The organism is Neorhizobium sp. LMR1-1-1.1 (assembly GCF_040675795.1).
Taxonomy (GTDB): Bacteria; Pseudomonadota; Alphaproteobacteria; order Rhizobiales; family Rhizobiaceae; genus Neorhizobium; species Neorhizobium cellulosilyticum.
In genome coordinates, this window is record NZ_JBEGHE010000025.1 from 468,015 (window position 1) to 493,219 (window position 25,205).

Here is a 25,205-nt window from a genome sequence, read left to right on the forward strand (position 1 = left end):
TCGGATATAGTTGGGTCACCCCTTCATAAGTAACCGGTGATCAAGCGCCGCAATGCTTTCCTGCAAAAAACAAAAGGCAGGGAAGTTGTTCATGGCAGTGCTGGTAACAGGCGGTGCGGGGTATATAGGCAGCCATATGGCCTGGGCGTTGCTGGATGCCGGGGAAGACGTTGTCGTGCTTGACCGGCTTTCGACCGGCTTCCGCTGGGCGGTTCCGGATGCGGCGCGCTTTTATCTCGGCGATGTCGGCGATCAGGCCCTGCTAGCCCAGGTCTTCGCGGAAAACCAGATCGAGGCGATCATGCATTTCGCCGGCTCGATCGTCGTGCCGCAGTCCGTCGCCCATCCGCTCGATTATTATGAAAACAATACCAGCAAGACCCGGCTTCTCGCCGCTGCCGCGATCGAGGCCGGCATCAGGCATTTCGTCTTTTCCTCCACCGCTGCCGTCTATGGCGACCAGAAGGACGACACGCCGGTTCTGGAAAGCGCGATGACGTTGCCGAAAAACCCCTATGGCCAGTCCAAGCTGATGTCGGAACTGATGCTGCGCGATGCCGCTGCGGCTTATGATTTCCGCTTCGTCGCCCTGCGCTATTTCAACGTCGCCGGTGCGGATCCGCTCGGTCGCACCGGTCTTTCCACCGTCGGTGCAACGCATCTGATCAAGCTCGCCTGTGAAGCAGCCCTCGGCGAACGGCCGGGCGTCGATATCTACGGCACCGATTACCCCACACCGGATGGCACCGGCGTGCGTGACTATATTCACGTCACCGATCTCGTCGAAGCGCATCTGAAGGCGCTGAGCTATCTGCGCCGTGGCGGCGAGCCGCTGATTGCCAATTGCGGTTATGGCCGCGGTTACTCGGTGCTGGAAGTGCTGAACGCGGTGAAGCGTGTCAGCGGCCACTCGTTCGAGGTTCATTACGGCCCGCGTCGTCCGGGAGATGCGGCAAGCGTCGTTGCCAATTCGACACTTGCCCGCAGGCTTCTCGAATGGCAGCCGCGCCATGACGATCTCGACCTGATCGTCGAGACCGCGATCGCCTGGGAAGGGCAATTGGCCGGTCGCCGGGTGGAAGATCTCCGCTCGCTCCACCAGCGTCTGGCCGCCGTGCGCTTCTGATGCGCGATCAACGACAGGTGTGTCATGCCGAAATGATTATGGATAAGCGATTGCTTGAGGAGTAAGGGAAGCGCAAACAATCTGATCCGACGGATATCATGCGCCTCTCTTTGACAGCCGGTCTCGTTCTTCTTTTCTGCGGTATAACCGCTTTGCCGGCCTATGCCTCGGATATCCCCAAGGCTGCCGCACAATCGCCGTCAGCCGTCTTGCCAAAGGTAAAGCTGGTCGAGCCGCGCCTGCATCTTGCCAAGGGTGAGGCCGGCGCCAAGTCGCGTGTCGCTCTGACCTTCGACGCATGCATGGGTGCCGTCGATGAGCGCATCCTGTCGACGCTGATCAGCGAGCGTATCCCGTCCACGATCTTCGTCACCGCCCGCTGGCTCAGAAAGAATCCGCAGACAGTTGCGGTCTTTCTCGCCAATCCGGACCTGTTCGAGATCGAGAACCACGGCGAGAACCACATTCCGGCGATCGATGTCGCCGTGCCCGTCTATGGCATCCCGTCCGCCGGATCACCACAAGCCGTATCGCGGGAAGTCGGCAAGGGGGCGGAAGCGGTGATTGCTGCGGGCTTTTCGGCGCCCCGCTGGTTCCGGGGGGCGACGGCGAAATACGATGCGAGCTCGATCGATGAGATCCGCAAGATGGGCTATCGCGTCGCCGGTTATTCGCTGAACGGCGATGACGGTTCGCTGCTTGGCGCAGGCGCCGCCGAGAAGCGCATTGCGGCAGCCAAGGACGGGGATGTCATCATCTCCCACATCAACCAGCCGACCCATGCGGCAGGGCAGGGTGTCGCCAATGCTATTTTGAAGCTCAAGGCCCGCGGCGTTGAATTCGTCCGGCTCGCCGATGTCGAAACTATCGGCGACAACGATACGACCGGGCAGCGCCCCGGCCTGTTTTGAGCGGTTCGCATCTGCTGCGCCATCGCACCCGATTCTAAAACATGAGTTAAATCCTCAAGTCACTTGATCTGCAGCAAGTGGCCCCATGTCTCCAGCCTCTAGATTGCCGTCATATTGACGATCGGTAATCAGCGGAGAAGTTTGGGCATGGCATCGAGTGAGGACTTGGCACGCTATTTTGCGGCCGGAACCGGGCTCGATCCGCTCAGTGAGGCATTCAGCCGGCGGGGGGCGGTGATGCCGTTTCGCGGCAAGCGGCGTCTGCCGCCGGAAGAGATGCAGGATGTCTGGCTTGAGCTCCAGTCTCAGCCGGCTAAACCGGGCAAGCGGCTCGCCTATATCCACGTCCCTTTCTGCGCCAACCACTGCCTGTTCTGCGGCTTTTACCGCAATGCCTACGTGCCGCAGATAGGGGCGGATTATACCGAACTGGTGATCGAGGAAATCAGGCGTGAGGCGCAAACCACTGCCCTGCGCCACAACCCGATCCACGCCGTCTATCTCGGCGGCGGCACCCCGACGGCGTTGAGCGCGGAGGAACTGTCGCGGATCATCACGACTGTCCGCACCGAGCTGCCGCTCGCGCCCGATTGCGAGATCACCGTTGAGGGCCGGATCATCCATTTCACCCCGGACAAGATCGATGCCTGCCTGGAGGCGGGGGCGAACCGGTTCTCGATCGGCGTCCAGACCTTCGATACGGATGTGAGGAAGCGGCAGGGACGTCGCTCCAGCCGCGAAGAGGCCGTCCGCTTCCTCGAATATCTGCGCGACCGGGATCGCGCCGCCGTGGTGATCGACCTCATCTACGGGCTGCCGGGGCAGACGCTCGATGTGTGGCAGCGGGATCTGGAAACGGCGGTCGATATCGGTCCCGATGGTCTCGATCTCTACGGGTTGAACCTCATTCCCACCACGCCGCTCTTCAAGGCGATCGAAGCCGGGAAATTTCCGGCGACGCCGAGCCTGAACCAGATCGGCGCGTTCTACCGAACCGGAGCCGATTTCTTCCGGCGCAGGAACTGGCGTCAGATCAGCAACAACCACTGGGCCCGCACCACGCGCGAGAGAAATCTCTACAATCTGCTGATCAAGGAAGGAGCGGATTGCATCGCCTTCGGTTCCGGCGCTGGCGGCTCCATCGGTCCGGTCGGTTACGGCCTCAATGGCGATCTGGCGGTTTATGGCGAAGACGTGCGGGCCGGCCGCAAATCGCTCGGCATGATGATGATTTCCGACGAGCTTTCCGCCCTTCGCACGCTGGTAACGGCAGGTTTTGAGGTCGGGCATCTCGATCTCGGCCAGCTGGACCGAACCTCCGGGCGCGCCATGACGCCGATGCTGGAACCGCTTCTCGCCCAGTGGCAGGGAGCGGGCCTTCTGTCGTTCGCGGGCGGCATCGTCGAACTCACCACTGCGGGCCGCTTCTGGTACTCGAACCTGATCGCTGCCCTCCACGACATTCTGACCCTTGAACTGGGCCCTTCACGCGATGCGGCCTGAACGAACTCATTGAAACGGAGCAGGGACATGTCCGATCTCGACCAAGCCGAAGCCATCACGAAGATCAAACAGGCCATCGCCGAAAAGCCGGACGGCGTGCTGGAAGCGCTCGCCGTGCAGCATGGCGTCACGTTTCAGACGGTGCTCGAATGTTTGCCGGAAGGTGTTACCCGCATCGACGGGCGCCATTTCATCGATGTGCTGACGGATATCGCCAACTGGGGCGACGTCATGTTCATCTGCCATTCCAAGGACGCCATCATCGAGTTTTCCGGCCCCTTGCCGAAGGGCGAGATGGGCCACGGCATGTATAATCTGCACGGCGGCCCCGGCGGTCTTTCCGGCCATCTGCGCCCGGAAAATTGCGCCGCGATCTTCTTCGTCCGCCGCCTGTTCATGGGGCTTGAAACCAGGTCGATCCAGTTCTTTAATGCCGAAGGCGAGACCATCTTCAAGATCTATGTTGGCCGTGACAGGGAACGCAAGCTGAAGGCCGTGCAGGTCGAGCGTTTCGAACGTCTTGCCATCCAGTTCGCCAGGCCTGCAGGCAATGCCTGACACGCGGCTGCTTCTGATTTTCGGTGCCAGCCGCGGCGTCGGCCTCGAACTGGCGCGGCTCGAGCGTGCCGCCGGTCGTCCGGTTATAGCGATGTTGAGGCCGCAATCGGATGTCGGGCATCTGCAGGAAATCGGCGTCGAGATCCTGCGCGGCGATGCCCTGTCTCGGCCGGATATAGAGCAGGCGCTGTCGCAGCTGTCCGGTTCGTTCGATGTCGTCTCGACATTGAGCGGGCGAGGCGAGGATGGCCGGCTTGTCGATGACGAAGGCAATATCAACGTCATCGAAGCGACGGCTGCGAGTGGCAGGGCACGGCGCTTTGTCTTCATCACCTCCATGGGCTGCGGAGACATGGCGCCCTATCGATCGGAACGGGCGATTGCCGCCTTCGGCGCGGTCGTCGACGCCAAGACGCTTGCCGAAGACAGTTTGAAAGAGAGCGGTCTCGACTGGACGATCCTGCGTCCGGGCGGCCTCGTCTCCGAACCCGCCACGGGAAATGGGCTGCTGACCCGCAACCCTCGGGTCCACGGTTTCATCCACCGCGCCGATGTCGCGCTGCTTGCCTCCCGGGTGCTGCGTGACCCCGCGACATCCCGCCATGCGTTTGCCGCTGTCGATCGGGACCGGATGAGTTGCGACACGCCGGTGGAACCCTTCTCGCTCGCGTGAGACAGTCCGTTCCAGCATTGCGCACCCGGTGATAAAAACACCGGGTGAGCTTTTGTTTTCCGGGCTTTTTGGTTATGGACATCCATGGCCGAAAATGACGACGTAAATGATGATGCCCTTGCAAGGGGCGAAAGCCGCGGCGATCGGGCCCGTAAGGCGCAGGCGGCGCGAGAGGCCGAGCGCAAGGCAAAGGCCGCTGCAAAACTTCGCGAAAATCTGATGCGTCGCAAGGGACAGGCCCGCGCTCGCCGCGCCGGCGAAGCGGACGATACACAGGGACTTCCGGCATCCACGCCGTCTGCCGCAAAATCGGACGAATCATCCTGACTATAGCGGTCACGGGACGTCACCAGATTTAGAAACATTGAAGCGCCAGGGGTTTTCGTCTAAGGACGCGACCTTCCGAGCGTGAGAGGGAAAGTTTTTCAACCATGGATCGCATTCGCATTACCGGCGGCAACAAGCTGAACGGCATCATTCCGATTTCCGGCGCCAAGAACGCCGCCCTGCCGCTGATGATCGCCTCGCTTCTGACCAGCGACACCCTGACGCTTGAAAACGTGCCGCATCTGGCAGACGTCGAGCAGCTTCTGCGCATTCTCGGCAACCACGGCGTCGATATTTCCGTCAACGGTCGCCGCGAAGGCCAGACCGACAGCTACGCCCGCACCATACAGTTCACCTGCCGCACGATTGTCGACACCACCGCTCCTTATGAACTGGTCTCGAAGATGCGTGCCTCCTTCTGGGTCATCGGCCCGCTTCTGGCGCGTGAAGGCAAGGCCCGCGTCTCGCTGCCCGGTGGTTGCGCCATCGGCACGCGTCCGGTCGACCTCTTCCTCGAAAGCCTTGCAGCGCTTGGCGCCGAGATCGAGATCGACGGCGGTTATGTCAACGTATCGGCCCCCAAGGGCGGTCTCGTCGGCGCGCAATACACTTTCCCCAAGGTCTCCGTCGGTGCGACCCATGTGCTGCTGATGGCAGCGACGCTCGCCAAGGGCACGACCGTCATCGACAATGCTGCGCGCGAGCCGGAAATCGTCGATCTGGCGGATTGCCTGATCGCCATGGGCGCCAAGATCACCGGCGCCGGCACGAAGACCATCACCATCGAAGGCGTCTCCTCCCTGCATGGCGCGCGTCACCGCGTGCTGCCGGATCGTATCGAGACCGGCACCTATGCCATGGCCGTGGCCATGACCGGCGGCGACGTGACGCTGACGGGCACGCGCGCCTCGCTGCTCGATAACGCACTCGACACGCTGAAGCTCGCCGGTGCCGAAATCACCGAGACCGAAAGCGGCCTGCGCGTCGTGCGCAACGGCAACGGCATCCAGCCGGTCGATATCGTCACCGAACCCTTCCCGGGCTTCCCGACCGACCTGCAGGCGCAGTTCATGGCGCTGATGACCCGTTCCTCGGGTGTCTCGCATGTGACTGAAACCATCTTCGAAAACCGCTTCATGCACGTGCAGGAACTGGCCCGCCTAGGTGCCAAGATCTCACTCTCGGGTCAGATGGCGCGCATCGAAGGCGTTTCCAAGCTGAAGGGTGCCCCGGTCATGGCGACCGACCTGCGCGCCTCCGTGTCGCTCGTCATCGCCGGCCTTGCCGCCGAAGGCGACACCATGGTCAGCCGCGTCTATCACCTCGATCGCGGTTTTGAGCGTCTGGAAGAGAAGCTCACCCGCTGCGGCGCAATCGTCGAACGCGTCAGCGACTGATCGTCGCCCAGATCACGAAGTCTTTGAAAGGACGGCAAGGAAACCCTTGCCGTCCTTTTTCGTATCCCTATGTTGAAGCGGCGTCCCAAGTTCCTTCCGCCTCATCTTCATGATCCGGCTTGGTCTTTCTGTTTCAACGCAATTCCGCATGCAGAACCTGCGCCCACTTTTGCTGGAATTGCTCTCATCGGAGATTTCCCAATGGCTGACGTTTCTTCTCCCGTCTGGTTTATTACCGGCTGCTCGACCGGCTTTGGCCGCGAACTCGCCAAGCTGACGCTCGATCGCGGCTGGCCGACCGTCGTCACCGCCCGCGACAAGAGCAGGCTTGCCGATCTCGTTGCCGGTTATGACAATGCACTGGCCGTCGATCTCGACGTCACGGATCAGGCCCAGATCGAGGCCGCGGTAAAGGCTGCGGAAGAAAAGTTCGGCCGCATCGATGTGTTGGTGAACAACGCAGGCTACGGCTATCAGGCCTCGCTCGAGGAAGGTGAAGAAGCCGAAATCAGGGACATGTTCGACGCCAATGTCTTCGGACTATTCGCCATGACGCGTGCCGTCCTGCCCGGCATGCGCACCCGTCGCAAGGGACATGTCCTCAACCTGACCTCCCAGGCCGGTTTCATCGGCTTTGCCGGATCGGGCTATTACGCCGCCACCAAACATGCGGTCGAGGGCTTTTCCGATGCGCTTGCCGCCGAAGGCGCTCCGATCGGCATCAAGGTGACCTGCGTGGCGCCGGGGCCTTTCCGTACCGATTGGGCAGGCCGTTCGTTGAAGCAGACACCGGTGAAGATCGCCGACTATCAGGAGACGGCCGGTAGCCGCATGACCACGACCGCAGGCTATAGCGGCAAGCAGCCGGGCGATCCGGTTCGTGCCGGCGAGGCGATGATCAAGGCGACCGAAACGCAAAACCCACCGCGCCATCTGGTGCTCGGTGAACTTGCCTATAACGGCATCACCGGCAAACTTGCGGAGCGCCTTGCCGAAATCGAGAGCTGGAAAGATGTCAGCCTCTCGGCAGATTTCCCGAAATAAGCTTTTGACATCCATTGAACGAAGCCGGGGCGTGATATTCGCTCCGGCTTTTTGTTGTGTTCTTCAAGCCGATCGCTGCTGCGCCTGACGTCGAAGGATTTCGGTTGTCGTGTCGCGATCTGCGGGTCGACCAAACAGATACCCCTGTGCAAAACCGCAACCGAGACGCTGCAGGCGAAGTGCCTGATCGGTTGTCTCGACACCTTCCGCCACCATGCGAACACCCAGTCCGCTCGCCATGCCGAGCAGCGCTTTGATGATCACTTCGCCGGGGCCGCCCGACATGCGATCGACGAAGCTCTTGTCGATCTTGACGATATCGACCGGGAAATTCAGGAGATGGGTAAGCGAGGCATACCCGGTGCCGAAATCGTCAAGCGCCACCAGCAATCCATCGGCCCGCATGCCTTCGATCGTCTGGCCGACCTTGCTGTCGCGTTCGTCCATATAGACCGTCTCGGTGACTTCAACGACGACCTGTTCAGGCGGTACCTTTTCCTGTGAGAAGATCTGGCTGATCCGCGCCCGCAGGTCTCCCTGATCGAAATCCGCCATCGACACATTCACGCTGACATAGGAAAGCGGAAGAACTTGATCGCGCCATGAGCGCATGTCGCCGGCAACCTGCTTCAGCATGAGGTTCGTCAACTGATGGCCAAGCGAGGCATCCTGCAAGGCTTCCGCAAACATTCCGGCCGAGAGAACCTGTCCGTCCGCCGTACGCACGCGGCAAAGCGCTTCCAGCCCGACGATCTCCTTGGTGTCTAGCCGGACGATCGGTTGGTAATGCGGCTCGATACGCCCTTCGATAAGCGCGTTGGTAACGGTTTGAAGGACACGAAAACGTTCCGTCACCGCGCCGGCAAGCTCGTCACTGTAAAGAACGAAACTGCCGCGCGCAGTCTGTTTCGCATGGTGAAGCGCGAGATTGGCATGTTGCAGATAGGACGGAACGCCGGACGGATGCAACGGGTCGCAGATGGCGCCGCCGCAACTTGCCGAGAGGCGAAGTGTGTGGCTGTTTTCCTGCAGGCTGCGCTCTGCCATCGCGTCCAGGATGCTTGTGCAGACTGCGGCCAGATCCGACGGATCATTGTCGATCAGCACCGCAAATTCGTCGGCATCGACTCTGAAGCTTTTCTCAGGCCCGATGATCCGCGTGATCGCATGCGCCGCCTCGAGGATCAGCCGGTCGCCCGTCGTGTGGCCGAAGGCATCGTTGATCTGCCCCAGATGATCGATATCGATCAAGAGGATACCGAACGGATCGGGATTGTTCTTCGCCCTCTCCTCGACCGTTCTGATGAAATTGGCGCGATTGCCCAGCCCTGTGAGGATATCGAAATAGGCAAGTCGCTGGTTCTCAGCCTTCATCTCTTCGCGTTCAAGCACTAGCGAACAGAGGTCGACGCATTCGGCAACGATCATACGCTCGTCTTCGGTCGGTCCCCGGTTTTCCTTGTAGTAGAAACCGAAGGCACCGAGCACACGACCGTCGCTTTGCAGGATCGGGCTCGACCAGCAGGCCTTGACCTCGTGCTCTCTTGCCAGAATGTCTGCGAGCGCCCGATACGGCAGCCAGTAAGGATCGGTGAAGATATTCTCGACCGCGATCGGCTGACCGAGAAAGGCGGCAGTACCGCAGGACCCGACACCCGGCCCGATCGCGATACCGTCCAGTGCTGCCGAATACTCTTTCGAAATTGTGGGGCCGGCCAAAGGATGCAGATGGCCGCTGCGATCGACGGTGACCAGCGAGCAGAGCACGCCTTCGGCCATCTGTTCGGCATGGCTGCAGATATGATTGCCGGCCTCCCTTACCGAGCAACCGCGAGCAAGCATATCCAGTATTTCCTGCTGAAGTCGTCCCCTCCCGACTGCCATCCGTCAAAATTTCCCGGTTCTAAATGACTTGGATATTGAATGTTCCGATGATGTCCGTTGAAAGGTAAGTATAAGGTTATTCTGGTGGGCGTAATTATTATAAAACATCGATATTGTTGAGAAATATGGTTGCGAAGGTGACGCAGGTCAATGTTTCGCACCTCCGCGCGCCCTAGCGTCCGGGCAGCTCTTGGGGAATCCTATCTGCAGATGACATATTTTGCCTTCCTCTCCGCTGTTCTTGCGCTTCTGCTGGCGCCGGGGCCGACGAATACGTTGATGGGCATTGCCGGCGCGCGCGGCGGCCTTGGCGCCTCGGCGAGGCTTCTGCCCGCGGAACTTGCCGGTTACCTGACGGCGATCCTGCCGCTGACATGGTTGGGCGCGGAACTTCTCGCCCGTTTTCCTTCCGCTTCCGTCGCATTGAAAGTGGTTGCGGCTGTCTGGGTCATGTTCCTGGCAGTCAGGCTCTGGCGCATGCCGGGCGATGCGCAAAACGGCAGCGGCGTGACCGCTGGCCGTGTCTATCTCACCACCGTGCTCAACCCCAAGGCCCTGATTTTCGGCCTCGTGCTTTTACCGTCCCCCGCTGACAGTCAGTTCCTGCCGCGCCTTTTCGCCTTCTGCATCATGGTCATGGTCGTTGCCATGCTGTGGGGTGGCTTCGGCCGGCTGACCCAGGCGGGTGATGGCGGCAACAGACGGCTGCTGCTGGTCCAGCGTGCCGCCTCCATCTGGCTGGCTGTCGTATCCGTGACGCTGATTACCGGTGTCCTTCGCGCCTAGCCGAAGCGGCTGGGCGAGAACGATGCCAGATCGATGGCGGTCGGCTGATCCTGCAACAGATCCGCCACAAGTCGTGCCGTGCCTGCCGATTGGGTCAGGCCGAGATGGCCGTGGCCGAAGGCGTAAACGACATTTGCCGTTGCCTTTGCCCGGCCGATGGCGGGCAGGCTGTCCGGCATGGACGGCCGAAAGCCCATCCACTGTACGCCGCCTTCGGTTTTCAGGCCCGGCAGAAAGCTCTTCGCCTTTTTCAGCATCGCTTCCGAGCGCGCGTAGTTCGGCGGCAATGACAGCCCGCCGAGCTCCACCGCGCCACCGACACGGATGCCGCTGGTCAGGCGGGTGACGACAAAGCCATGGCCGCCGAATGTGACCTGCGTGCGCAGATCGAGCGCATTGGAGGGGAGGGTGGTGTTGTAGCCGCGCTCGGTCTCAAGCGGGATGTTTTCGCCAAGTGTGCGCGCAATCCGATGCGAGAATGCGCCGGCCGCAAGCACGACCTTGCCGGCCAAGCGTGCAACATCGCCGGCAAGCACGATCTCGACGCCATCCGAAACCGGGCGCAAAGCCTTGACCTCGGCAATCTCGACGACGCCACCGCGGGCGCGAAAATTCTCGGCAAGCGCCAGCGTGTAGAGTTTCGGGTCCGCGATCGAATACCAGCCGGGCGTGAACGTGCCGCGGATGAAGCGGGGCGCGATCCCCGGCTGGATACCGGCCATCTCGGCGGCATCCATGTGCTGGAACTCGATACCGTGCTCTTCACGCGCTTCCCAGCCCGGCAGCGAGGTGCGGAATTCGGCATCGCTTTCATAGACCTGCAGATTGCCTTCCTTGCGCAGCATGGAAAGCGTGTCGGTGGCCGAAAGGAAAGGCTCGAGCTCGGCCCTGGAAAGATCCATCAGCGCCGTCTGGGCGCTGGTCGAATGCGCCACGCGCGAGGCAGAACAGGCGCGCCAGAAGCGGAACATCCACGGCGCGATGTTGAGTGCATAGGCGGGCGGAATGGAAAGTGGCCCAAGCGGATCGAGCAGCCATTTCGGCGCTTTTTTCAGGATGCCGGGGGAGGCAAGCGGGAGGATATCGGTAAAGGCGAAGGCGCCTGCATTGCCTGCCGAAGCACCCGCCGCCGGACCTTCACGATCGATGACCGTAACGTTGAAACCACGCATCTGCGCAGCGATGGCGACGGAAAGGCCGACGACCCCCGCCCCGATGACGACTATATCCGACCGTGCCATTTCCCTGATCGTCCCAATTCCACGCGGCCGTTTGCGGCTTCGCGCATATTCCCCTTGTTCTGATGTGACAAAGCCCTCCGTGTAAGGAGGGCTTTGTTTGTTCGAATATCAGGCCTTGCAGGTCTGAACTGCGCCGGGCAGCTTGCTCCAGTCGGCATACCAGCTGTCGAAGAGTTTCAGCTGCGCCTCGACATAACCGCGCTGGCTGTCGGAGAGCACGTCGGTCTCGATGAAGTTCAGGGCAAACTCCTTGTTCCCCTTCAACACCATCATGTGCTTGAAATAGAGCACCAGATCCGGGCCTTCGTCGAAGGAGGAGAGCACGCCGAGCGCCTCTTCCAGCTCCTTGGCGCGGACGCGCGCATCCGCATCGCCCTTGGCGGCTGCCTGGGCCAGATTGCACAGATGCAGCACTTCCTTCGGCAGAACATTGCCGATGCCGGTAATGGCGCCAGTTGCGCCGCAATTGACATAACCGTGGTAGACGGCGGTATCGACGCCGATCATCAGCGTCACGTCGTCGTCACGGCTGGTGATGTTCTCGGCCGCATAACGCATGTCTTCCGGACCGCCGAATTCCTTGAAGCCGACAAGGTTCGGATGCTCGGCGCGTAGCGCGAAGAACAGGTCGGCGCGGGTGGCGAAACCGTAATAGGGGCTGTTGTAGATGACCGCCGGAAGATCCGGAGCCGCCGACAGGATCGCCTTGAAATGCGCCTTCTGGGCGGAAATCACCGAACCGCGAGACAGCACGCGCGGGATGACCATCAACCCTTGAGCGCCAACCTTCTGGGCGTGCGCGGCAAGGGCAACGGCCGAAGCGGAGTTGATCGCGCCGGTGCCGACGATGACCGGAATGCCGGCCTTCACCAGGCGCTCGACGCCTTCCATGCGCTGCGCGTCCGTCAGAAGCGGCCAGTCACCCATCGAGCCGCAATAGACGACGGCCGACATGCCGGCGTCGATCAGTTCTTTACCCTTGGCAACCAGCGCGTCGAAATCCGGTGTGCGGTCGCTTTTGCAGGGGGTCATCAGTGCCGGTACGACGCCGGAGAAAATCTTCGATTTCATCTTGCAAATCCTCGATATCAAAACGGCCGGCGGAGACGATCCCTAGCCCTTGGATAGAGAGAATACTCCTTCCGTTTTCTTTGTCGACAAAAAAAATACAAGATGTCAAAGATCAATATCGAGGCGGTCGTTGCGGGTCAGAAGCCTGCCGATCTGCTCAACGATCTGCTCGCCATGCGCCTTGCCGAGACGGTCTGCCTCGACAACGTTACGCGCCTCGACGGCAGCGATGATTTCCTCATGCTCATCGACATAACGCGCCGGCAGGCGATCCTCGTAGGATTGGTAATAGAGCCGCAGCATGCGGCGCCCTTCGCCGAGCAGCCTGTCGAAGAAGCTGGCGTAATAGGCATTGCGACCGCTAGCTGCGATCGCCGAATGAAAATCGGCATTGGTGGCGATCATCGCCAGCGCATCCTGCGCCGCCACCGCCGCGCTGAACTCCGCCTGCTGCTCGCGAATGAGAAGAAGATCGTCCGCCCTGTGATGCTGCGCCGCCAGCCGGGTGGTGACGCGGTACATCAGGACGAGCGCATCGAAATAGGCGGGCATACCGAGAAAATCGATATTCGACACCATGGTCGAGCGGTTCGGCAGCGTCTCGATCAGTCCTTCGCCGGCAAGTCGCACCAGCGCCTCGCGGATCGGCGTGCGCGACATGCCGAAACGCGCCGCAAGCTGCACCTCGTCGATGGCGCTGCCGGGCGAAAGCTTCAGGTCGAGAATTTCGTCGCGCAACAGATCATAGACCAGTTTGACCCCGGAGCCGCGCTTGCGTTCCGTAATCTGGCTCGAATCGTCATGGGTCATTTGCGCCTCGCGTGTCGACATGATGTCTTTTCGTCTTAGCGTATTAGACGCGAGGCGTTAAGCCAGAGGCGTATAGGTCTTTTCGGTTCGTTCGTTCAGGAAGGTGGTGGCAAGGCGACCGAAGGTGTGAGCGGGGCCGGGACATGGGGTCAACAAACAGGAAGACGGCAATTCGCGCCGAAATCAGGTGGCGGGTAGGCCTATTCTGTGGCCCGTCTCGAAATCGAGAGACATCTAATTTCGGATAAATGTCATTATCTCTTCATTTTTCTCAGATTGAGGTTGATCCTGGAAAATTCATCGGTGTATATCGCGCCGTTCCAACGTTTTGGGTCCGCAGCGACACAGAACACTTTTAAGGACAGGTGGCCGAGTGGTTTAAGGCGCACGCCTGGAACGCGTGTGTGCGTGAAAGCGTACCGTGGGTTCGAATCCCGCCTTATCTGCCATTTTTCTGGGTGAAAATGGCTTATTGTCGCTTTGATAAGATGAGGCTCGTGTGATCCGTTATGAAAGTACGTCTTAGGGTGCTAGCTCTATCCTTGCGGAAATCTGCTGGGGTCTCGCATGGCGCAATGGGTTGTGTCCTGCCTAATAGGGAGTGCCGTCTTCAGATGATAAGGCACTTTCGCTTGTCGCGATTTTCCGACACGGGCAAGCGTTTTTCGGATCCGTAAATTTGCGGGTCATCGTTTGCTGTTAAGAAAAACATTGATGTTGCAAAAGTCTGGCTACAGATATCGCTTTTTGGGAAAAATGGTGCCCGGAGGCGGATTTGAACCACCGACACGCGGATTTTCAATCCGCTGCTCTACCAACTGAGCTATCCGGGCATCCGAGGCTTATGTGAAGCCTGTCGGCCGTTTAAGGCCGTCCGGAGGATGTAACCCCCGGGAGCGAGCGGGGTTATAACATCTTGTTCGGCCATGTCCAGCACCCCGAACGACTTTTTTGACAGGTTTGCGAAAATTCCGAATTTCCCTGCAAAATCAGTTGGAAACCGGTGGTGTGCCGAAGCCGGAATCGGCGGCTGCTGTGGATAATTGCCAAATTTTGCCGGGAGGGCATGATCTGCAGGGAGCGTATTGCCGGAAAGTGGTTGCCGGTTTTGGGAGATGGCACGGAAACGAGACGTCAAAGCGTCATGAGCGCGTCTTGACGATGGCGATGCGTTTGATCGTCAGCAGCGTGCTTCTGCCGGTCTTGGAAAGGCGGGTCACGCGATAGCGGCAGGTGCTCAAGCCAGTCGGCGATCGGAGGCGAAAACGCTCAGGAAGAACAGGCGACCCTGTCGCGGGGCAGGGGCGCGGGTGGCAGAGGCAGATGTCCGAGGGCAGGCAATGCAGTCGACGTTCCTGGCATTAACTACGGGCGATTATTCCCGTCCGTCCAGATCGTCATCCGCCTTGCGTTCGTCGTCGGCTACCGGAATGGTGTAGGAGCCTTTCAGCCAGCGCGACAGGTCGAGCGTGCGGCAGCGTTCGGAGCAGAAGGGATAGTCTTCGCGCGAGGAGGGCTTGCCGCATTCCGGGCAGGGGCGGCCTTTCCTGAGCGGCTCCACCTTGCCGCCCGTCTTGATCGGTTCGGATGTCATGGGAGCAACTCCTTTTTCGTCAAATCCCGGCGTGTCAAATTTCCGGTTTGTCAAATCCCCGGCTCGTGAAATCAGTGTGCGGCGGAGACAGAACTGCGTTCAGCGCCCGCAAAGCTCGAAATCAGGCTTCAGGCCAGCCCTGCGCCACATCGAACCCTTCGCCGGCAAGCAGCGTCGTCACGTCATAGAGCGGCAGCCCGACGACATTGGTGTAGGAGCCGGAAAGCTTCTGCACGAAGGCGCCCGCAATGCCCTGGATGGCATAGGCGCCTGCCTTGCCGCGCCATTGGCCCGACGCGATGTAATTGTCGATCTCGCGGGTTGAAAGCCGCTTGAAGCGCACTTTCGTTTCGACCACCTTCTGGCGGAACTGTCCGCCGGGCGTGACGAGGCAGATGCCGGTATAGACCCAGTGGCCACGGCCCGACAGAAGATGCAGCGCGGAAAACGCTTCTTCCGCATATTCGGTCTTTTCGAGGATACGGCGGCCGACGGCAACGACGGTATCGGCGGACAGGATATAGCTGTGCCGCCAGGTCGGGTCGTCCTTGATGGCGCGATAGGCGGCTTCAGCCTTTTCGCTCGACAGCCGACGAGCGAGCGAGCGGGGATGCTCGGCACGCTTCGGCGTCTCGTCGATATCCATCGGCATCAGCCGGGCAGGCTCGATGCCGATCTGGTTGAGAAGATCCAGACGGCGTGGCGAACCCGATGCCAGTATCAGCTTTTGCTCAAGCGCCATTTCAGGCCCTATCCCGCCGAAAAAAAACTACTTGAAGCGATAGGTGATACGGCCCTTGGTCAGGTCGTAAGGGGTCATTTCGACCAGAACCTTGTCGCCGGCGAGAACGCGGATACGGTTCTTGCGCATGCGGCCAGCCGTGTGGGCGATGATTTCATGTTCGTTTTCGAGCTTCACCCGGAAAGTCGCATTCGGCAACAGTTCCGTGACAACGCCCGGAAATTCAAGGACTTCTTCTTTAGCCATTTTATCGGTTTTCTTTCTGTCTAAGGTCGGGCAGGCAGGAATCTTCGTCCACCGCCTCGAAATTTGCGCGGAAACTACACAATCGCGTCCGGTTTGTGAACCACGCCTAATAGCTATTCTTTTACATGCACAATTTCGCCGTTCAGCCGCTTGCCGGCGGTGCGCGCCTGATGGGTTTCATTCGTTTGTCGATCAGCTTCCAAAGATGGTCCCGCACCTGGCGATAGGCATCCAATCGCTGCTCGCGCGTCCCCGTCACCACCGTCGGATCCATGGTCGGCCAGTAGACCACATCCACGGCATGCGAACGGGTCAGTTCCAGCGCCGTGTGATGCGCTTCCGGGGCAAGCGTGACGATCAAATCGAAGAAGTCGTCTTCGATCTCTTCTAGCGTCCGCGGCTTGTGCGGGCGCTTGTGGTTGAGCGAAAGCCCCACTTCTTCCAGCACGACATCGACAAAGGGATCAGGCTCACCGGAACGGACGCCGGCCGACTGTATATATATATCGGGTTGCAGCAGGCTTTTCGCAATGGCTTCGGCCATCGGCGAGCGGATCGAATTCTGCCCGCACATGAACAGGATCGCCGTCGGAATGCCGATTTCCTGTTTCCGGTTCGGTGCGTCGGCGGTCATCTCAGCCACGCCAGTAGAGAACGCAGACGAGCGTGAACAGCCGCCGTGCGGTATCGAAATCGACGCCGATCTTGCCGTCCAGCCGGTCCATCAGTGTTTGCGAACCTTCGTTGTGAATGCCGCGGCGGCCCATGTCGATCGCTTCGATCCGGGATGGCGTGGCGGTCTTGATCGCCTCGTAATAGCTCTCGCAGACCATGAAATAGTCCTTGATGATCCGCCGGAACGGCGTCAGCGACAGGATGTGGGTGGCGACATCCTGATCCGCGTCGGTCGTGATCGTCAGCACCAGCCGAGCATTGACCAGCGAAAGCCGCAGCTTGTAGGGCCCGCCCGCATGACCGAGCGGGGTGAACGAGTTTTCCTCGACCAGATCGAAGATCGCGACCGCGCGCTCATGCTCCACGTCGGGGGTGGAACGCCCGATCGAGTCGTCCAGAACGACATCGCAAAGACGAAACTCCCCCTGGCCCATCCGTCATTCTCCAGGGTTGAGGCGAATGGAAACGGAACGGGCATGCCCGTCCAGCCCTTCGGACGTCGCCAGCGTGATCGCCGCCGGCGCCAGCTGGCGAAGCTGTTCTGCGCCAAGACGCAGGATCGACGAGCGCTTGACGAAATCGAGCACGCCGAGACCCGAGGAGAAGCGCGCCGAACGCGCTGTCGGCAGGACATGGTTCGATCCGCCGACATAATCGCCGATCACTTCCGGCGTATGGCGGCCGATGAAGATCGCGCCTGCATTGACGATACCGGGCATCAGCGCATCCGGATCGGCAACCGCGAGCTCCAGATGTTCGGCGGCAATGCGGTTGGCGAGCGGCAGCGCGCTTTCGAAATTCTCGACGAGGATCACTGCGCCGAAATCGCGCCAGCTGGCGGTGGCTATGTCCATGCGCGACAGTGTCTTCAGCTGCCGTTCGACGGCGGCTTCCACCGCTTTGCCGAAATCGGCGTCGTCGGTCATCAGGATCGACTGGGCGCCGGCATCGTGCTCGGCCTGGGCGAGAAGATCTGCGGCGATCCAGTCCGGATCGTTATCCTTATCCGCGATCACCAGAACTTCCGAAGGGCCGGCGATCATGTCGATGCCAACCGTGCCGAAAACCTGGCGCTTGGCGGCGGCCACATAGGCATTGCCGGGGCCGACGATTTTTGCGACCGGCGCGATCGTATCGGTGCCATAGGCAAGGGCGGCCACTGCCTGAGCGCCGCCGACGCGGTAGATTTCGGTAACGCCGGCGATCCGGGCTGCAGCCAGAACCGCGGGATTGATCTTGCCGCCGCCGGCGGGCACGACCATCACGAGGCGCGGGACGCCGGCAACTTTGGCCGGCACGGCATTCATCAGCACCGAGCTCGGATAGCTTGCCGTACCGCCCGGCACGTAGAGACCGACCGCCTCGATCGCCGTCCAGCGGGACCCGAGACCGACGCCGATCGCATCCTCGTAGATATCGTCCTTCGGCATCTGGCGGGCGTGGTGTTTTTCGATACGCTCGGCTGCGAGCTTAAGCGCATCGATGACGGCGGCATCCGTTTGAGCGATCGCAGCATCAACTTCAGCCTCCGAGATGCGGATACCGTCCTTCGCCAGATCAACGCCGTCGAAACGGGCGGAATAATCGATAAGTGCCGCATCACCACGGGCGCGTACGTCGTCGATAATGGCCTTGACCACGGCATTGACGTCTTCCGAGACCTCGCGTTTGGTCGACAGAAACGCCTTGAACTGCGCTTCGAAATCGTCGGATGTCTGTTCAAGCCAGAGTGCCACGCGGGTCGTCCTTCTTATGTCCTGCCATCATCGGGCCGGACACACCCACATTGGTCAGGGATGGCGCGGCCTTGTTGGGGTTTCCCACGCGCCGCCGATATCCGCAAGTGCGACTTCGATGCATTCGACATCCAATTCGATCGCGGCATTGCCGGAAAGCACCAGTTCGACCGTGCCGTCGGGACCTTCGCCTTTCTGGGTAAAGCGGATTGCCAGAAGCGACATCACGTCCTCCTTGCGGGCGCGGTTGATGCCGTTGGAGCGTACGGCCTCGACACGCTTGAGGACGAGAGCAGCGCGATGGCGCTCGAAACCCTTGCGCTTGCCTTCGGCGGCAGCCCAGTCGAACCGGTTCGCGGCAAGCGAAAACGCCTTCTCCGATGCGGACCAGTGCAAATCGCCCACTTTGAAAACCGCATCCTGCATATGGGCGGATATCACATCCAGATCATCCGTATCGAGAGCCAGAAGTTTCAGCTCGGTCATGCGCTTTTTCCATGATTGCATCGCCCGGACTTACAATATTCCGGGCGGCCGTTGTTCCATAATGAGGAGATAGGATGAACGCTTGCGGTAAACAACCGCGCTTGTCCATGTCTCGCGCGAGAATGATACAAGACGACGACATTTCGCTTGGCGGAAGAGAGCGATGTTCTACGGAACTGCTCGGAGAGCCTGGATACCACCCTCCTTGTGTCGACTTGACATTTGTCGGCGCGAATAATCTGAGTATATGCAACTATAAGTAAAATGACGATACCCTTTGGGAGGAGGGGAAAATGTCAATGCTATATGTCGTTACGCTCTACAGTGATGCAGGCGCAGATGTGAACTCTTCTCAGCAGGCGCTGCCGATTTATCGCTTTGCAATCGAAAGTGCCGATCGCGGCGACGCAATTGCGCGTAGCTGCATGTCTGCTCTGCGCCGGCAACATACTGACCTTGAGTTTTCTCACGACATCCGCGCGATAGTTCTTGTGACGCCGCAGACCGAGATTTTCGAGGTTGTTTCGGAGGTGCTGGAGATCGATGAATGCTAAAAGTCTGCCGGACAAAAAACATTCGGCGAGACAGAAATCTAAAGTGCGAGGATCGCGACAGGCTCTAATCGTGGAGACTATACGTCAGTCAATCATCTCTCTGTTGATCGAGACCTAGCCTTGAGCGGCTTTGTGTGTCAGGCCAAATCCGCAACCTGTTCACGCCTGGATGGCCGCAATGCCCTGTTGGTCTTGACGATCGTGTGGATGAGCGCATCGTCATCGCGAATGCCTAGCTGATAGAACCGGATCGTCATGGCTGCCAGCCGTTCGGCTGCAGGATCATGACGCGACATGCAGGCGATATAGCGCGCCGTCTCGAAAATGGTCTGAAGCCGTTCGAGTTCTTCGGGCTCGATCGGCTCGTATGCTGCCGGCATTTTGGAACTTCCCATCCCTTGCTTCGCCCCAACGATTGTTTTTTAGATAGGACTAATAAGCGTGCTTTTCTCCCCGATAGGAAAGCGAGAAACAAATATGGTGTTAGCAGAAAGTAAACATCGGCTCTGCGCCCAACCTTGTTCGAAGGGCGGATGATCTCTTATAGCTGTGTGGCAGGTGTGTGCATCCCGTGGTTGGGTAGCAGGATAGATGAAGCCGGATTTCTTCGAACGTGAAGCGACGATCGTTGCTGCGGAATTGATCGGTGTGGAACTCGATGTCGCGGGATCTGGCGGTATTATTGTGGAGACGGAGGCGTATCTGCCCGATGACCCCGCCTCGCACAGTTTTCGCGGCCGAAGCGACCGTAATGGAAGCATGTTCGGTCCGGCCGGCCATGCCTATGTATATCGATCCTACGGTATTCATTGGTGCCTGAATTTCGTCTGCAGGCCCGGTAGTGCAGTTCTCATTCGCGCAGTCCAGCCGCTTTATGGTCTTGCGGCAATGCAGGTGCGCCGTCGCCTGGACGATCCTCTGCTGCTGTGTTCAGGCCCGGGTCGGCTCTGTCAGGCGTTTGGGATAACCATGGATCATGACGGAAAATCCCTGTTCGCAGATCCATTCGATCTGAGGGTACCGAGCGAGCCGGCACGCGTTGTGACCGGCCCGCGGATCGGGATTTCGAGGGCGGTCGACAATCCATGGCGCTTCGGACTTGAGGGCTCGGCTTATCTCAGCAAGCGCTTTCCCGGCTGATGGGTTTAGCGACGGCCGAGCAGACTGAGCAATCCGCCGGTCGCAAGTCCGAGCAGTACGCTGCCTGCTGCCAGAAGCAGGGCATAGGACATGATGTTGTCCGACAACCAGTTTGCGGTGATCAGCCTTGCATTGCTGAAGCTAAGATCCTGCGTTGGCATGAAGCGGAACCAGCTGACTGGAACGCTTCCCATCACGTCTGTCTCGCCGCTGTAGATTGCGATGCGCCCGCTCATCTTTTCCCACGCCTCGCGGCTGGAAATTTCCCGCATGCCCTCGTCTAGCTGGGCGCTGTCCGGCGCAAGCACCGCCGTCCAGGTCCCTTGACCCGTCGGGTCGCTTTCCTGCGCAACCAGAAGATGGGCGGATTTCGGTGGTTTGTAGAGCTGGTCTGTAGGCGGCGCAAAACGCAAGGCGGAAAGCGACAAATCGTAATTGTCCTTGGCCCACTGGCTCAACTCTTCGAACTGGCGGCTGAAGAAGTTGCCATCGGCGCGCTGCTGCCAGTCCTGCAGGCTGATACTGGAGGGCGTAACCGTCTGCGGAGCGATATCGGGGCTCCAGCTGTTGCGGCTGTCCTGGTCGATTTTCAGCTGGGACAGGACGTTGAGCGGCATCTCGGATATACCGCCGACAAAGATCGCGTTGCGCTCGGCCATCCGTGCTGCCGAGATCGTCACGTTGAGCGGTATAACCCGATGTGATGCGTTGGATATCTTGCCGGCGAAGGTTGCTGCGGCCGAAAGCGTATGTTCATCGATCCGGCCGAGGAACAGGGACACCGGGTCCTGTCCGAGGAAATACGGAAAGCCGATACCTGCAGTCGCGGCGACGTTGGGAACCTGGGCGATCCGGGCAAAATCCGGCATGTGGAATTGCGAAGTACCAAATATCGCAAACCGCGGTTTTTCCTCGCTGCTCGCGCCTGGCGCGCAGGATCCATCAGAAGCAGTCCGCAGTGCGGCTTCGACAGTGATCGTATTGACGCCGGGCCGGAAGTGTCGAAGCGTCAGCTTGATCGGAAGATGCCGCAGGATCGCACCGCCCGCAGATGTGATCGGAACGGTGGAGGCGATGTTTCCGTTGACGAAGATGTCTAGATGGCTGCCCGGCAGAACGTCAGGCGTATACGCCGCATCCAGCAGGATACGAGCCTCACCATAGGCATTTGCGTAGAAATCGGCGGGAACGCCGATCGTGAAGCTGGTTCTGAAGAGGCGGCCGGTAAATTCCTGGCTGTTGACCCCAAGGGCGGAGAAGTCGAGTACCTTGTCGGAGAACAGCAGCGGCGTATCCATGCCGCGCCAGCTTTCAGTCGAAAGCGTTTCGCGCCGTTGCGTCGAGCGGTTGTCGAGCGACGCGACGAAACTTTCGACAAGTCCGTCGATGGAAGACCAGGTTGGACCGGACAATACGAGCGAGGAAACGCCCTTGCTGCGCGGATAATCGACGAAGCTTGCCGCCGCCGAGTTGCTGTTAGAAGCGGAAAGTCCTGGAAGAACGGTCCTGAGTTCATCGGTCGTGCCGATGAAGACGGCAACTTCGCCGGGCTGGATGTCACCATCCGCCTGCCTGCTGAAGGTGAACGACTGGTTGGGCATGCCGGCGATGAGTGCAAGCGCCTGGCTCAGCCGCATCAGTGTGTCGGTGGCGCCGAGCTGATCGAGGGCCGGAGCAATGATGCGGAAGCGGGTATTGCCCTTGCCGTCCACGCCGATCGCCCTCAGGTCGTCCAGAGTGCCTAGGCGCCGGTCGTTGGTGCCGTCGAAGGACAGGTAAGTCTTGGATGGATCGATATCGGTCCATAATTCATAGGTGGATTCGATCGTGCAGTCGGTGCGATGGCGCTGGCTGGTACCGAAGCGGACCATGTTGCCACCCGCCTTCAGCAATCCGGCCGGGATCTCGAAGGCCCGTTCGGCGGGCTGCTCGGCCGAGGCAATCGTCTCTGCGGCAACGACCACGTCATTGATCGTGATCGTCAGTTTCGATGTTTCGGGCGCGACAAAGATCGAGTTCTGATAGGCAAGATGCAGTTTTGCTGCGCGTCCTGCCTGATCGGCCGTGAGGTAGACGGACCACGATCGCTGTTCGATTTCTCCGTTCAGCCGCATGTCCGTAAACGGAAGAATATAACGGCGTGCCTGATCGGCCGAACCGGCTGCGGTCACCGTCTGTGCAGGCGCCGCAGATTGTGCGGGTGACGGCGGCTGGGCGCTCCACTGTGCGGGTGCCGTCTGTTGTGCGGGCGGAGTGGCAGGCCTTGCGATCGGCGGCGTAATGGCAGGCGATGGAGCCTGGTTTGTTGGTGCCGGCTGGCCAGGAGCAATCGGCACGGGATTGACGGGCACAGGCGTCGGTGCGGGCGGCGGCGTCTCCTGAATGCCGCGGTCGCGACGCTCCGAACCCATGTCAAAAGGCGTTGCGCCCTGTTGGGCGCAAACCGGAGTGGCGGCGCAGGCAACGAGGGCAAGGACAATGAGCTTGTTCATGTCGATCTCCTAGCCTTTCTCTGCGCTGCGGGACTTTCCGAGGTCACGCATCAGGTAACCTAGGCCGCGGCTCGTCTGGTAGACGGAAAGCCACAGGAACCACAACGTGCCGCGCAACAAGCCCGGATTGTTTCGCCGCGCGGTCTGGAACTGGGTCCATTGGGCGGAGTTGGCGAACATCAGGTCCGCGATCAGGCGGTGATCGAGGGCCTTTTGCGGCACGTAGCGGCAGCCCACGGAGGTGACGTCGCCGGTGCGGTCGAAATTGCGGATTTCGACCGGCAATTCGCTGACCGGCAGATCGCTGAAAGGCTGGAAGCGGATATGGCCGATCGTATCCTTGGCAATGCCCGTCGCGCCTTCCGTATAGACTTCGAGCTGGGCCCCGTGCACCGAGACATTGTTGATCGTCGCCGTGTACCACTTTCCGTCGATGCCGAATTCGCACCGCCGGCTGATCTTGACGCGACGTGACGCCTGGCGTTCGCCGCGTTCGGAAACGACGCCGAGCGCGCAGCCGGCAATGATGATGTTGAGCATGTTCCAACCGGCGACGACGAGTGTCACGTCTGCCTTGAACGGCTCATTATAGAGCTTGTAGACGCTCATCGCGAAGGCGACGATCAATATGAAGAAGATCACGAAGAATGGCCGGCTGACTTCCGAAAGGCGGCTGACCGAAACGGATTCATCCTTCGCCGTCACCTTGAAGGTCGGCTTGCGTGGATTGAGCATGACCGAAACGACGGCCGGCAGCAGATGCACCGTCTGCACATATTCGTAGAGCTCGGAAATCCATGGCCAGCGGAACGATCCGTAGAGATAGTTTTGCATCATCATGTTCACCGCCATATAGGTCAGCGAGTAGACGAGGAATTCACCGCCGGACGAGGTGAAGATTTGCAGATCGAAGAAGATGTAGAACAGCGGCGCGAACAGGAAGATCGTCCGCGGGAAGGGGAACAGCCAGAACAGCGTCGACGACATGTAGCAGAAACGCTGAGCCAGCGAGAGGCCGCGTTTTAAGGGTGGAAAACGGAAGCGCAGGATCTGCATCATGCCCTGCGCCCAGCGCGAGCGCTGGCCGATGAAGCTGGCGAAGGTTGCGGGCTGCAGGCCGGCGATCAGCGGTCGGTCGACATAGATGCTGTTCCAACCGAGACCGTGCAGGTCGAGCGCAGTTTCGCAGTCCTCGGTAATGCTGACGCCGGAAAAGCCGTTGGAAACCTGCAATGCCTTGCGGTTCAGCACCGCTGCCGAGCCGCAGAAGAACGACGCGTTCCATTTGTCGAGACCGCGCTGGATGATGCCGTAGAACATCTCGTTCTCGCTCGGCATCTTCTCGAACGTCTGCAGGTTGCGTTCGACCGGGTCCGGGTTGAGGAAGAAGTGCGGGGTCTGGACGAGGAAAAGTTTGGGGTCGCTCTCGAAATAGTGCACGGTTTCCAGCAGGAAGTCGCGCGTCGGCGCATGGTCGGCATCGAAGACCGCGATCAGGTCACCCGTCGAATGGGCAAGCCCGTTGTTGAGATTGCCGGCTTTGGCATGCTCGTTGCGCTCGCGGGTGAGGTAGTTCACCCCCATTTCTACGCAGAGCTGTTTCAGCTTTTCGTGGCGGGCTTCGGCCGCACGGGCATCGGCAACATTGCTCGCCTTGCGCTTCTGCACCGTGCCGCCATCGTCAAGTAGCCATACGGTCAGTTTTTCCGGCGGATAATCCATGTTGCGGGCGGCGGCCAGCGTATTTGCCAGAAGCTGTTCGTCCTCATTGTAGCTTGGTACGAAGACATCGACGGTCGGCAGGTTTTCGTCGCTGCTCGATCGGCTGCTCGGCCGCGCCGGCGGCAGCGGCATGGCAACGACGAACAGGCTTAGCGACAGCATCAGCACGCTGTACATCTCGGCCAGATAGACGAGCATGCCGGGAATGAAGTTTTCCAGCTGGTTGACCGGCGGCAGCGTGCTTGTCGTGCGCCAGTAGACATAGCGCAGCACCATGCCGGTACCGAAAGCCAGCGCCACCAGCCGCCATTTTCCTCCGGCGTCGAGAAGCTTGATGATCGCCATGACGGTGACGATCAGGATGCTGGCGATCAGCTGCGTGCGCGTATTGATCGGCAACGTCACCAGAAGGATGATCATGACCGTGGCAACGGCCCAGATGACGCCTGAATATAGTGTCCTCATGGCGGACTACCTCGATGAGAGC

The 25,205-nt window shown here is 60.0% G+C and carries 25 protein-coding genes and 2 tRNA genes; 12 read left to right on the plus strand and 15 right to left on the minus strand.

The window, feature by feature from the left end:
- Window positions 1–91 precede the first annotated feature (91 nt).
- The 8 genes from galE (at window position 92) to MRBLMR1_RS15465 (ending at window position 7,539) form a co-directional block, all read left to right on the plus strand.
- Window positions 92–1,126 carry a UDP-glucose 4-epimerase GalE gene (gene galE / locus MRBLMR1_RS15430; protein ID WP_148144438.1) on the plus strand — a complete coding sequence of 345 codons (1,035 nt, stop codon included), beginning with the start codon at window positions 92–94 and terminating at the stop codon, window positions 1,124–1,126.
- A gap of 98 nt (window positions 1,127–1,224) precedes the next feature.
- Window positions 1,225–2,037, plus strand: coding sequence for a polysaccharide deacetylase family protein (locus MRBLMR1_RS15435; RefSeq protein WP_148144437.1), 813 nt, complete (start codon window positions 1,225–1,227; stop codon window positions 2,035–2,037).
- A 147-nt stretch (window positions 2,038–2,184) separates the two neighbouring features.
- Complete coding sequence (gene hutW, locus MRBLMR1_RS15440; RefSeq protein WP_148144436.1) at window positions 2,185–3,540, plus strand: heme anaerobic degradation radical SAM methyltransferase ChuW/HutW; 1,356 nt, start codon at window positions 2,185–2,187, stop codon at window positions 3,538–3,540.
- Window positions 3,541–3,567: 27 nt separating this feature from the next.
- Window positions 3,568–4,098, plus strand: coding sequence for a heme utilization cystosolic carrier protein HutX (gene hutX, locus MRBLMR1_RS15445; protein WP_148144435.1), 531 nt, complete (start codon window positions 3,568–3,570; stop codon window positions 4,096–4,098).
- Window positions 4,091–4,771, plus strand: coding sequence for an SDR family oxidoreductase (locus MRBLMR1_RS15450; protein WP_148144434.1), 681 nt, complete (start codon window positions 4,091–4,093; stop codon window positions 4,769–4,771). Before hutX ends, MRBLMR1_RS15450 begins: the two co-directional genes overlap by 8 nt.
- Before the next feature lie 84 nt (window positions 4,772–4,855).
- Complete coding sequence (locus MRBLMR1_RS15455; RefSeq protein WP_148144433.1) at window positions 4,856–5,098, plus strand: hypothetical protein; 243 nt, start codon at window positions 4,856–4,858, stop codon at window positions 5,096–5,098.
- A gap of 104 nt (window positions 5,099–5,202) precedes the next feature.
- Window positions 5,203–6,495, plus strand: a complete 1,293-nt coding sequence (gene murA, locus MRBLMR1_RS15460) for a UDP-N-acetylglucosamine 1-carboxyvinyltransferase (protein WP_148144432.1) — start codon at window positions 5,203–5,205, stop codon at window positions 6,493–6,495.
- Window positions 6,496–6,696: 201 nt separating this feature from the next.
- Complete coding sequence (locus MRBLMR1_RS15465) at window positions 6,697–7,539, plus strand: oxidoreductase (protein ID WP_148144431.1); 843 nt, start codon at window positions 6,697–6,699, stop codon at window positions 7,537–7,539.
- Between the two features lie 63 nt (window positions 7,540–7,602).
- On the opposite strand, the gene MRBLMR1_RS15470 is transcribed toward MRBLMR1_RS15465, so the two are convergent.
- Complete coding sequence (locus MRBLMR1_RS15470; protein ID WP_183684940.1) at window positions 7,603–9,381, minus strand: EAL domain-containing protein; 1,779 nt, start codon at window positions 9,379–9,381, stop codon at window positions 7,603–7,605.
- 252 nt (window positions 9,382–9,633) lie between these two features.
- On the opposite strand from MRBLMR1_RS15470, the gene MRBLMR1_RS15475 reads away from it, so the two are divergent.
- Complete coding sequence (locus MRBLMR1_RS15475) at window positions 9,634–10,209, plus strand: LysE family translocator (protein ID WP_148144429.1); 576 nt, start codon at window positions 9,634–9,636, stop codon at window positions 10,207–10,209.
- On the opposite strand, the gene MRBLMR1_RS15480 is transcribed toward MRBLMR1_RS15475, so the two are convergent.
- From MRBLMR1_RS15480 to MRBLMR1_RS15490, 3 genes are all read right to left on the minus strand, one after another.
- Entirely contained in the window at window positions 10,206–11,468 is a 1,263-nt protein-coding gene (locus MRBLMR1_RS15480) for an NAD(P)/FAD-dependent oxidoreductase (protein ID WP_500065511.1), read from the minus strand. The genes MRBLMR1_RS15475 and MRBLMR1_RS15480 overlap by 4 nt on opposite strands.
- A gap of 90 nt (window positions 11,469–11,558) precedes the next feature.
- Entirely contained in the window at window positions 11,559–12,521 is a 963-nt protein-coding gene (locus MRBLMR1_RS15485) for a dihydrodipicolinate synthase family protein (protein WP_148144427.1), read from the minus strand.
- A 105-nt stretch (window positions 12,522–12,626) separates the two neighbouring features.
- Window positions 12,627–13,331 carry a GntR family transcriptional regulator gene (locus tag MRBLMR1_RS15490; protein ID WP_148144449.1) on the minus strand — a complete coding sequence of 235 codons (705 nt, stop codon included), beginning with the start codon at window positions 13,329–13,331 and terminating at the stop codon, window positions 12,627–12,629.
- Window positions 13,332–13,690: 359 nt separating this feature from the next.
- Here MRBLMR1_RS15490 and MRBLMR1_RS15495 point away from each other — a divergent pair.
- Window positions 13,691–13,780 (plus strand) — tRNA-Ser (locus tag MRBLMR1_RS15495).
- A gap of 308 nt (window positions 13,781–14,088) precedes the next feature.
- On the opposite strand, the gene MRBLMR1_RS15500 is transcribed toward MRBLMR1_RS15495, so the two are convergent.
- The 8 genes from MRBLMR1_RS15500 to MRBLMR1_RS15535 all read right to left on the minus strand — a co-directional run bounded on the left by MRBLMR1_RS15500 (window position 14,089) and on the right by MRBLMR1_RS15535 (window position 18,810).
- Window positions 14,089–14,164, minus strand: a tRNA-Phe gene (locus MRBLMR1_RS15500).
- Between the two features lie 542 nt (window positions 14,165–14,706).
- A complete protein-coding gene (yacG, locus tag MRBLMR1_RS15505) occupies window positions 14,707–14,925 on the minus strand; it encodes a DNA gyrase inhibitor YacG (protein ID WP_148144426.1) in 219 nt (72 codons plus the stop codon).
- 121 nt (window positions 14,926–15,046) lie between these two features.
- The gene (locus tag MRBLMR1_RS15510; protein WP_148144425.1) at window positions 15,047–15,667 is read right to left on the minus strand and encodes a Maf-like protein; all 621 of its coding nucleotides are present in this window, start codon (window positions 15,665–15,667) and stop codon (window positions 15,047–15,049) included.
- Window positions 15,668–15,694: 27 nt separating this feature from the next.
- Window positions 15,695–15,913 carry a translation initiation factor IF-1 gene (gene infA, locus MRBLMR1_RS15515; RefSeq protein ID WP_004435948.1) on the minus strand — a complete coding sequence of 73 codons (219 nt, stop codon included), beginning with the start codon at window positions 15,911–15,913 and terminating at the stop codon, window positions 15,695–15,697.
- A gap of 142 nt (window positions 15,914–16,055) precedes the next feature.
- A complete protein-coding gene (locus MRBLMR1_RS15520; RefSeq protein WP_500065214.1) occupies window positions 16,056–16,547 on the minus strand; it encodes an arsenate-mycothiol transferase ArsC in 492 nt (163 codons plus the stop codon).
- 1 nt (window position 16,548) lies between these two features.
- Complete coding sequence (locus tag MRBLMR1_RS15525) at window positions 16,549–17,022, minus strand: UPF0262 family protein (protein ID WP_148144424.1); 474 nt, start codon at window positions 17,020–17,022, stop codon at window positions 16,549–16,551.
- 3 nt (window positions 17,023–17,025) lie between these two features.
- Window positions 17,026–18,324, minus strand: a complete 1,299-nt coding sequence (gene hisD / locus MRBLMR1_RS15530; protein WP_148144423.1) for a histidinol dehydrogenase — start codon at window positions 18,322–18,324, stop codon at window positions 17,026–17,028.
- 54 nt (window positions 18,325–18,378) lie between these two features.
- A complete protein-coding gene (locus MRBLMR1_RS15535) occupies window positions 18,379–18,810 on the minus strand; it encodes a DUF2948 family protein (protein WP_148144422.1) in 432 nt (143 codons plus the stop codon).
- 293 nt (window positions 18,811–19,103) lie between these two features.
- On the opposite strand from MRBLMR1_RS15535, the gene MRBLMR1_RS15540 reads away from it, so the two are divergent.
- Window positions 19,104–19,364, plus strand: a complete 261-nt coding sequence (locus MRBLMR1_RS15540; RefSeq protein WP_148144421.1) for a hypothetical protein — start codon at window positions 19,104–19,106, stop codon at window positions 19,362–19,364.
- A 137-nt stretch (window positions 19,365–19,501) separates the two neighbouring features.
- On the opposite strand, the gene MRBLMR1_RS15545 is transcribed toward MRBLMR1_RS15540, so the two are convergent.
- A complete protein-coding gene (locus MRBLMR1_RS15545; protein ID WP_148144420.1) occupies window positions 19,502–19,744 on the minus strand; it encodes a hypothetical protein in 243 nt (80 codons plus the stop codon).
- 211 nt (window positions 19,745–19,955) lie between these two features.
- Here MRBLMR1_RS15545 and MRBLMR1_RS15550 point away from each other — a divergent pair, with 211 nt between their 5' ends.
- On the plus strand, window positions 19,956–20,504 hold the full coding sequence (locus MRBLMR1_RS15550; protein ID WP_148144419.1) for a DNA-3-methyladenine glycosylase: 549 nt from the start codon (window positions 19,956–19,958) through the stop codon (window positions 20,502–20,504).
- A gap of 5 nt (window positions 20,505–20,509) precedes the next feature.
- Here MRBLMR1_RS15550 and MRBLMR1_RS15555 read toward each other — a convergent pair whose 3' ends face one another.
- Both MRBLMR1_RS15555 and bcsA read right to left on the minus strand, forming a co-directional pair.
- A complete protein-coding gene (locus MRBLMR1_RS15555) occupies window positions 20,510–22,996 on the minus strand; it encodes a cellulose biosynthesis cyclic di-GMP-binding regulatory protein BcsB (RefSeq protein ID WP_148144418.1) in 2,487 nt (828 codons plus the stop codon).
- A gap of 9 nt (window positions 22,997–23,005) precedes the next feature.
- Window positions 23,006–25,183, minus strand: coding sequence for a UDP-forming cellulose synthase catalytic subunit (bcsA, locus tag MRBLMR1_RS15560; protein WP_148144417.1), 2,178 nt, complete (start codon window positions 25,181–25,183; stop codon window positions 23,006–23,008).
- Window positions 25,184–25,205 lie beyond the last annotated feature (22 nt).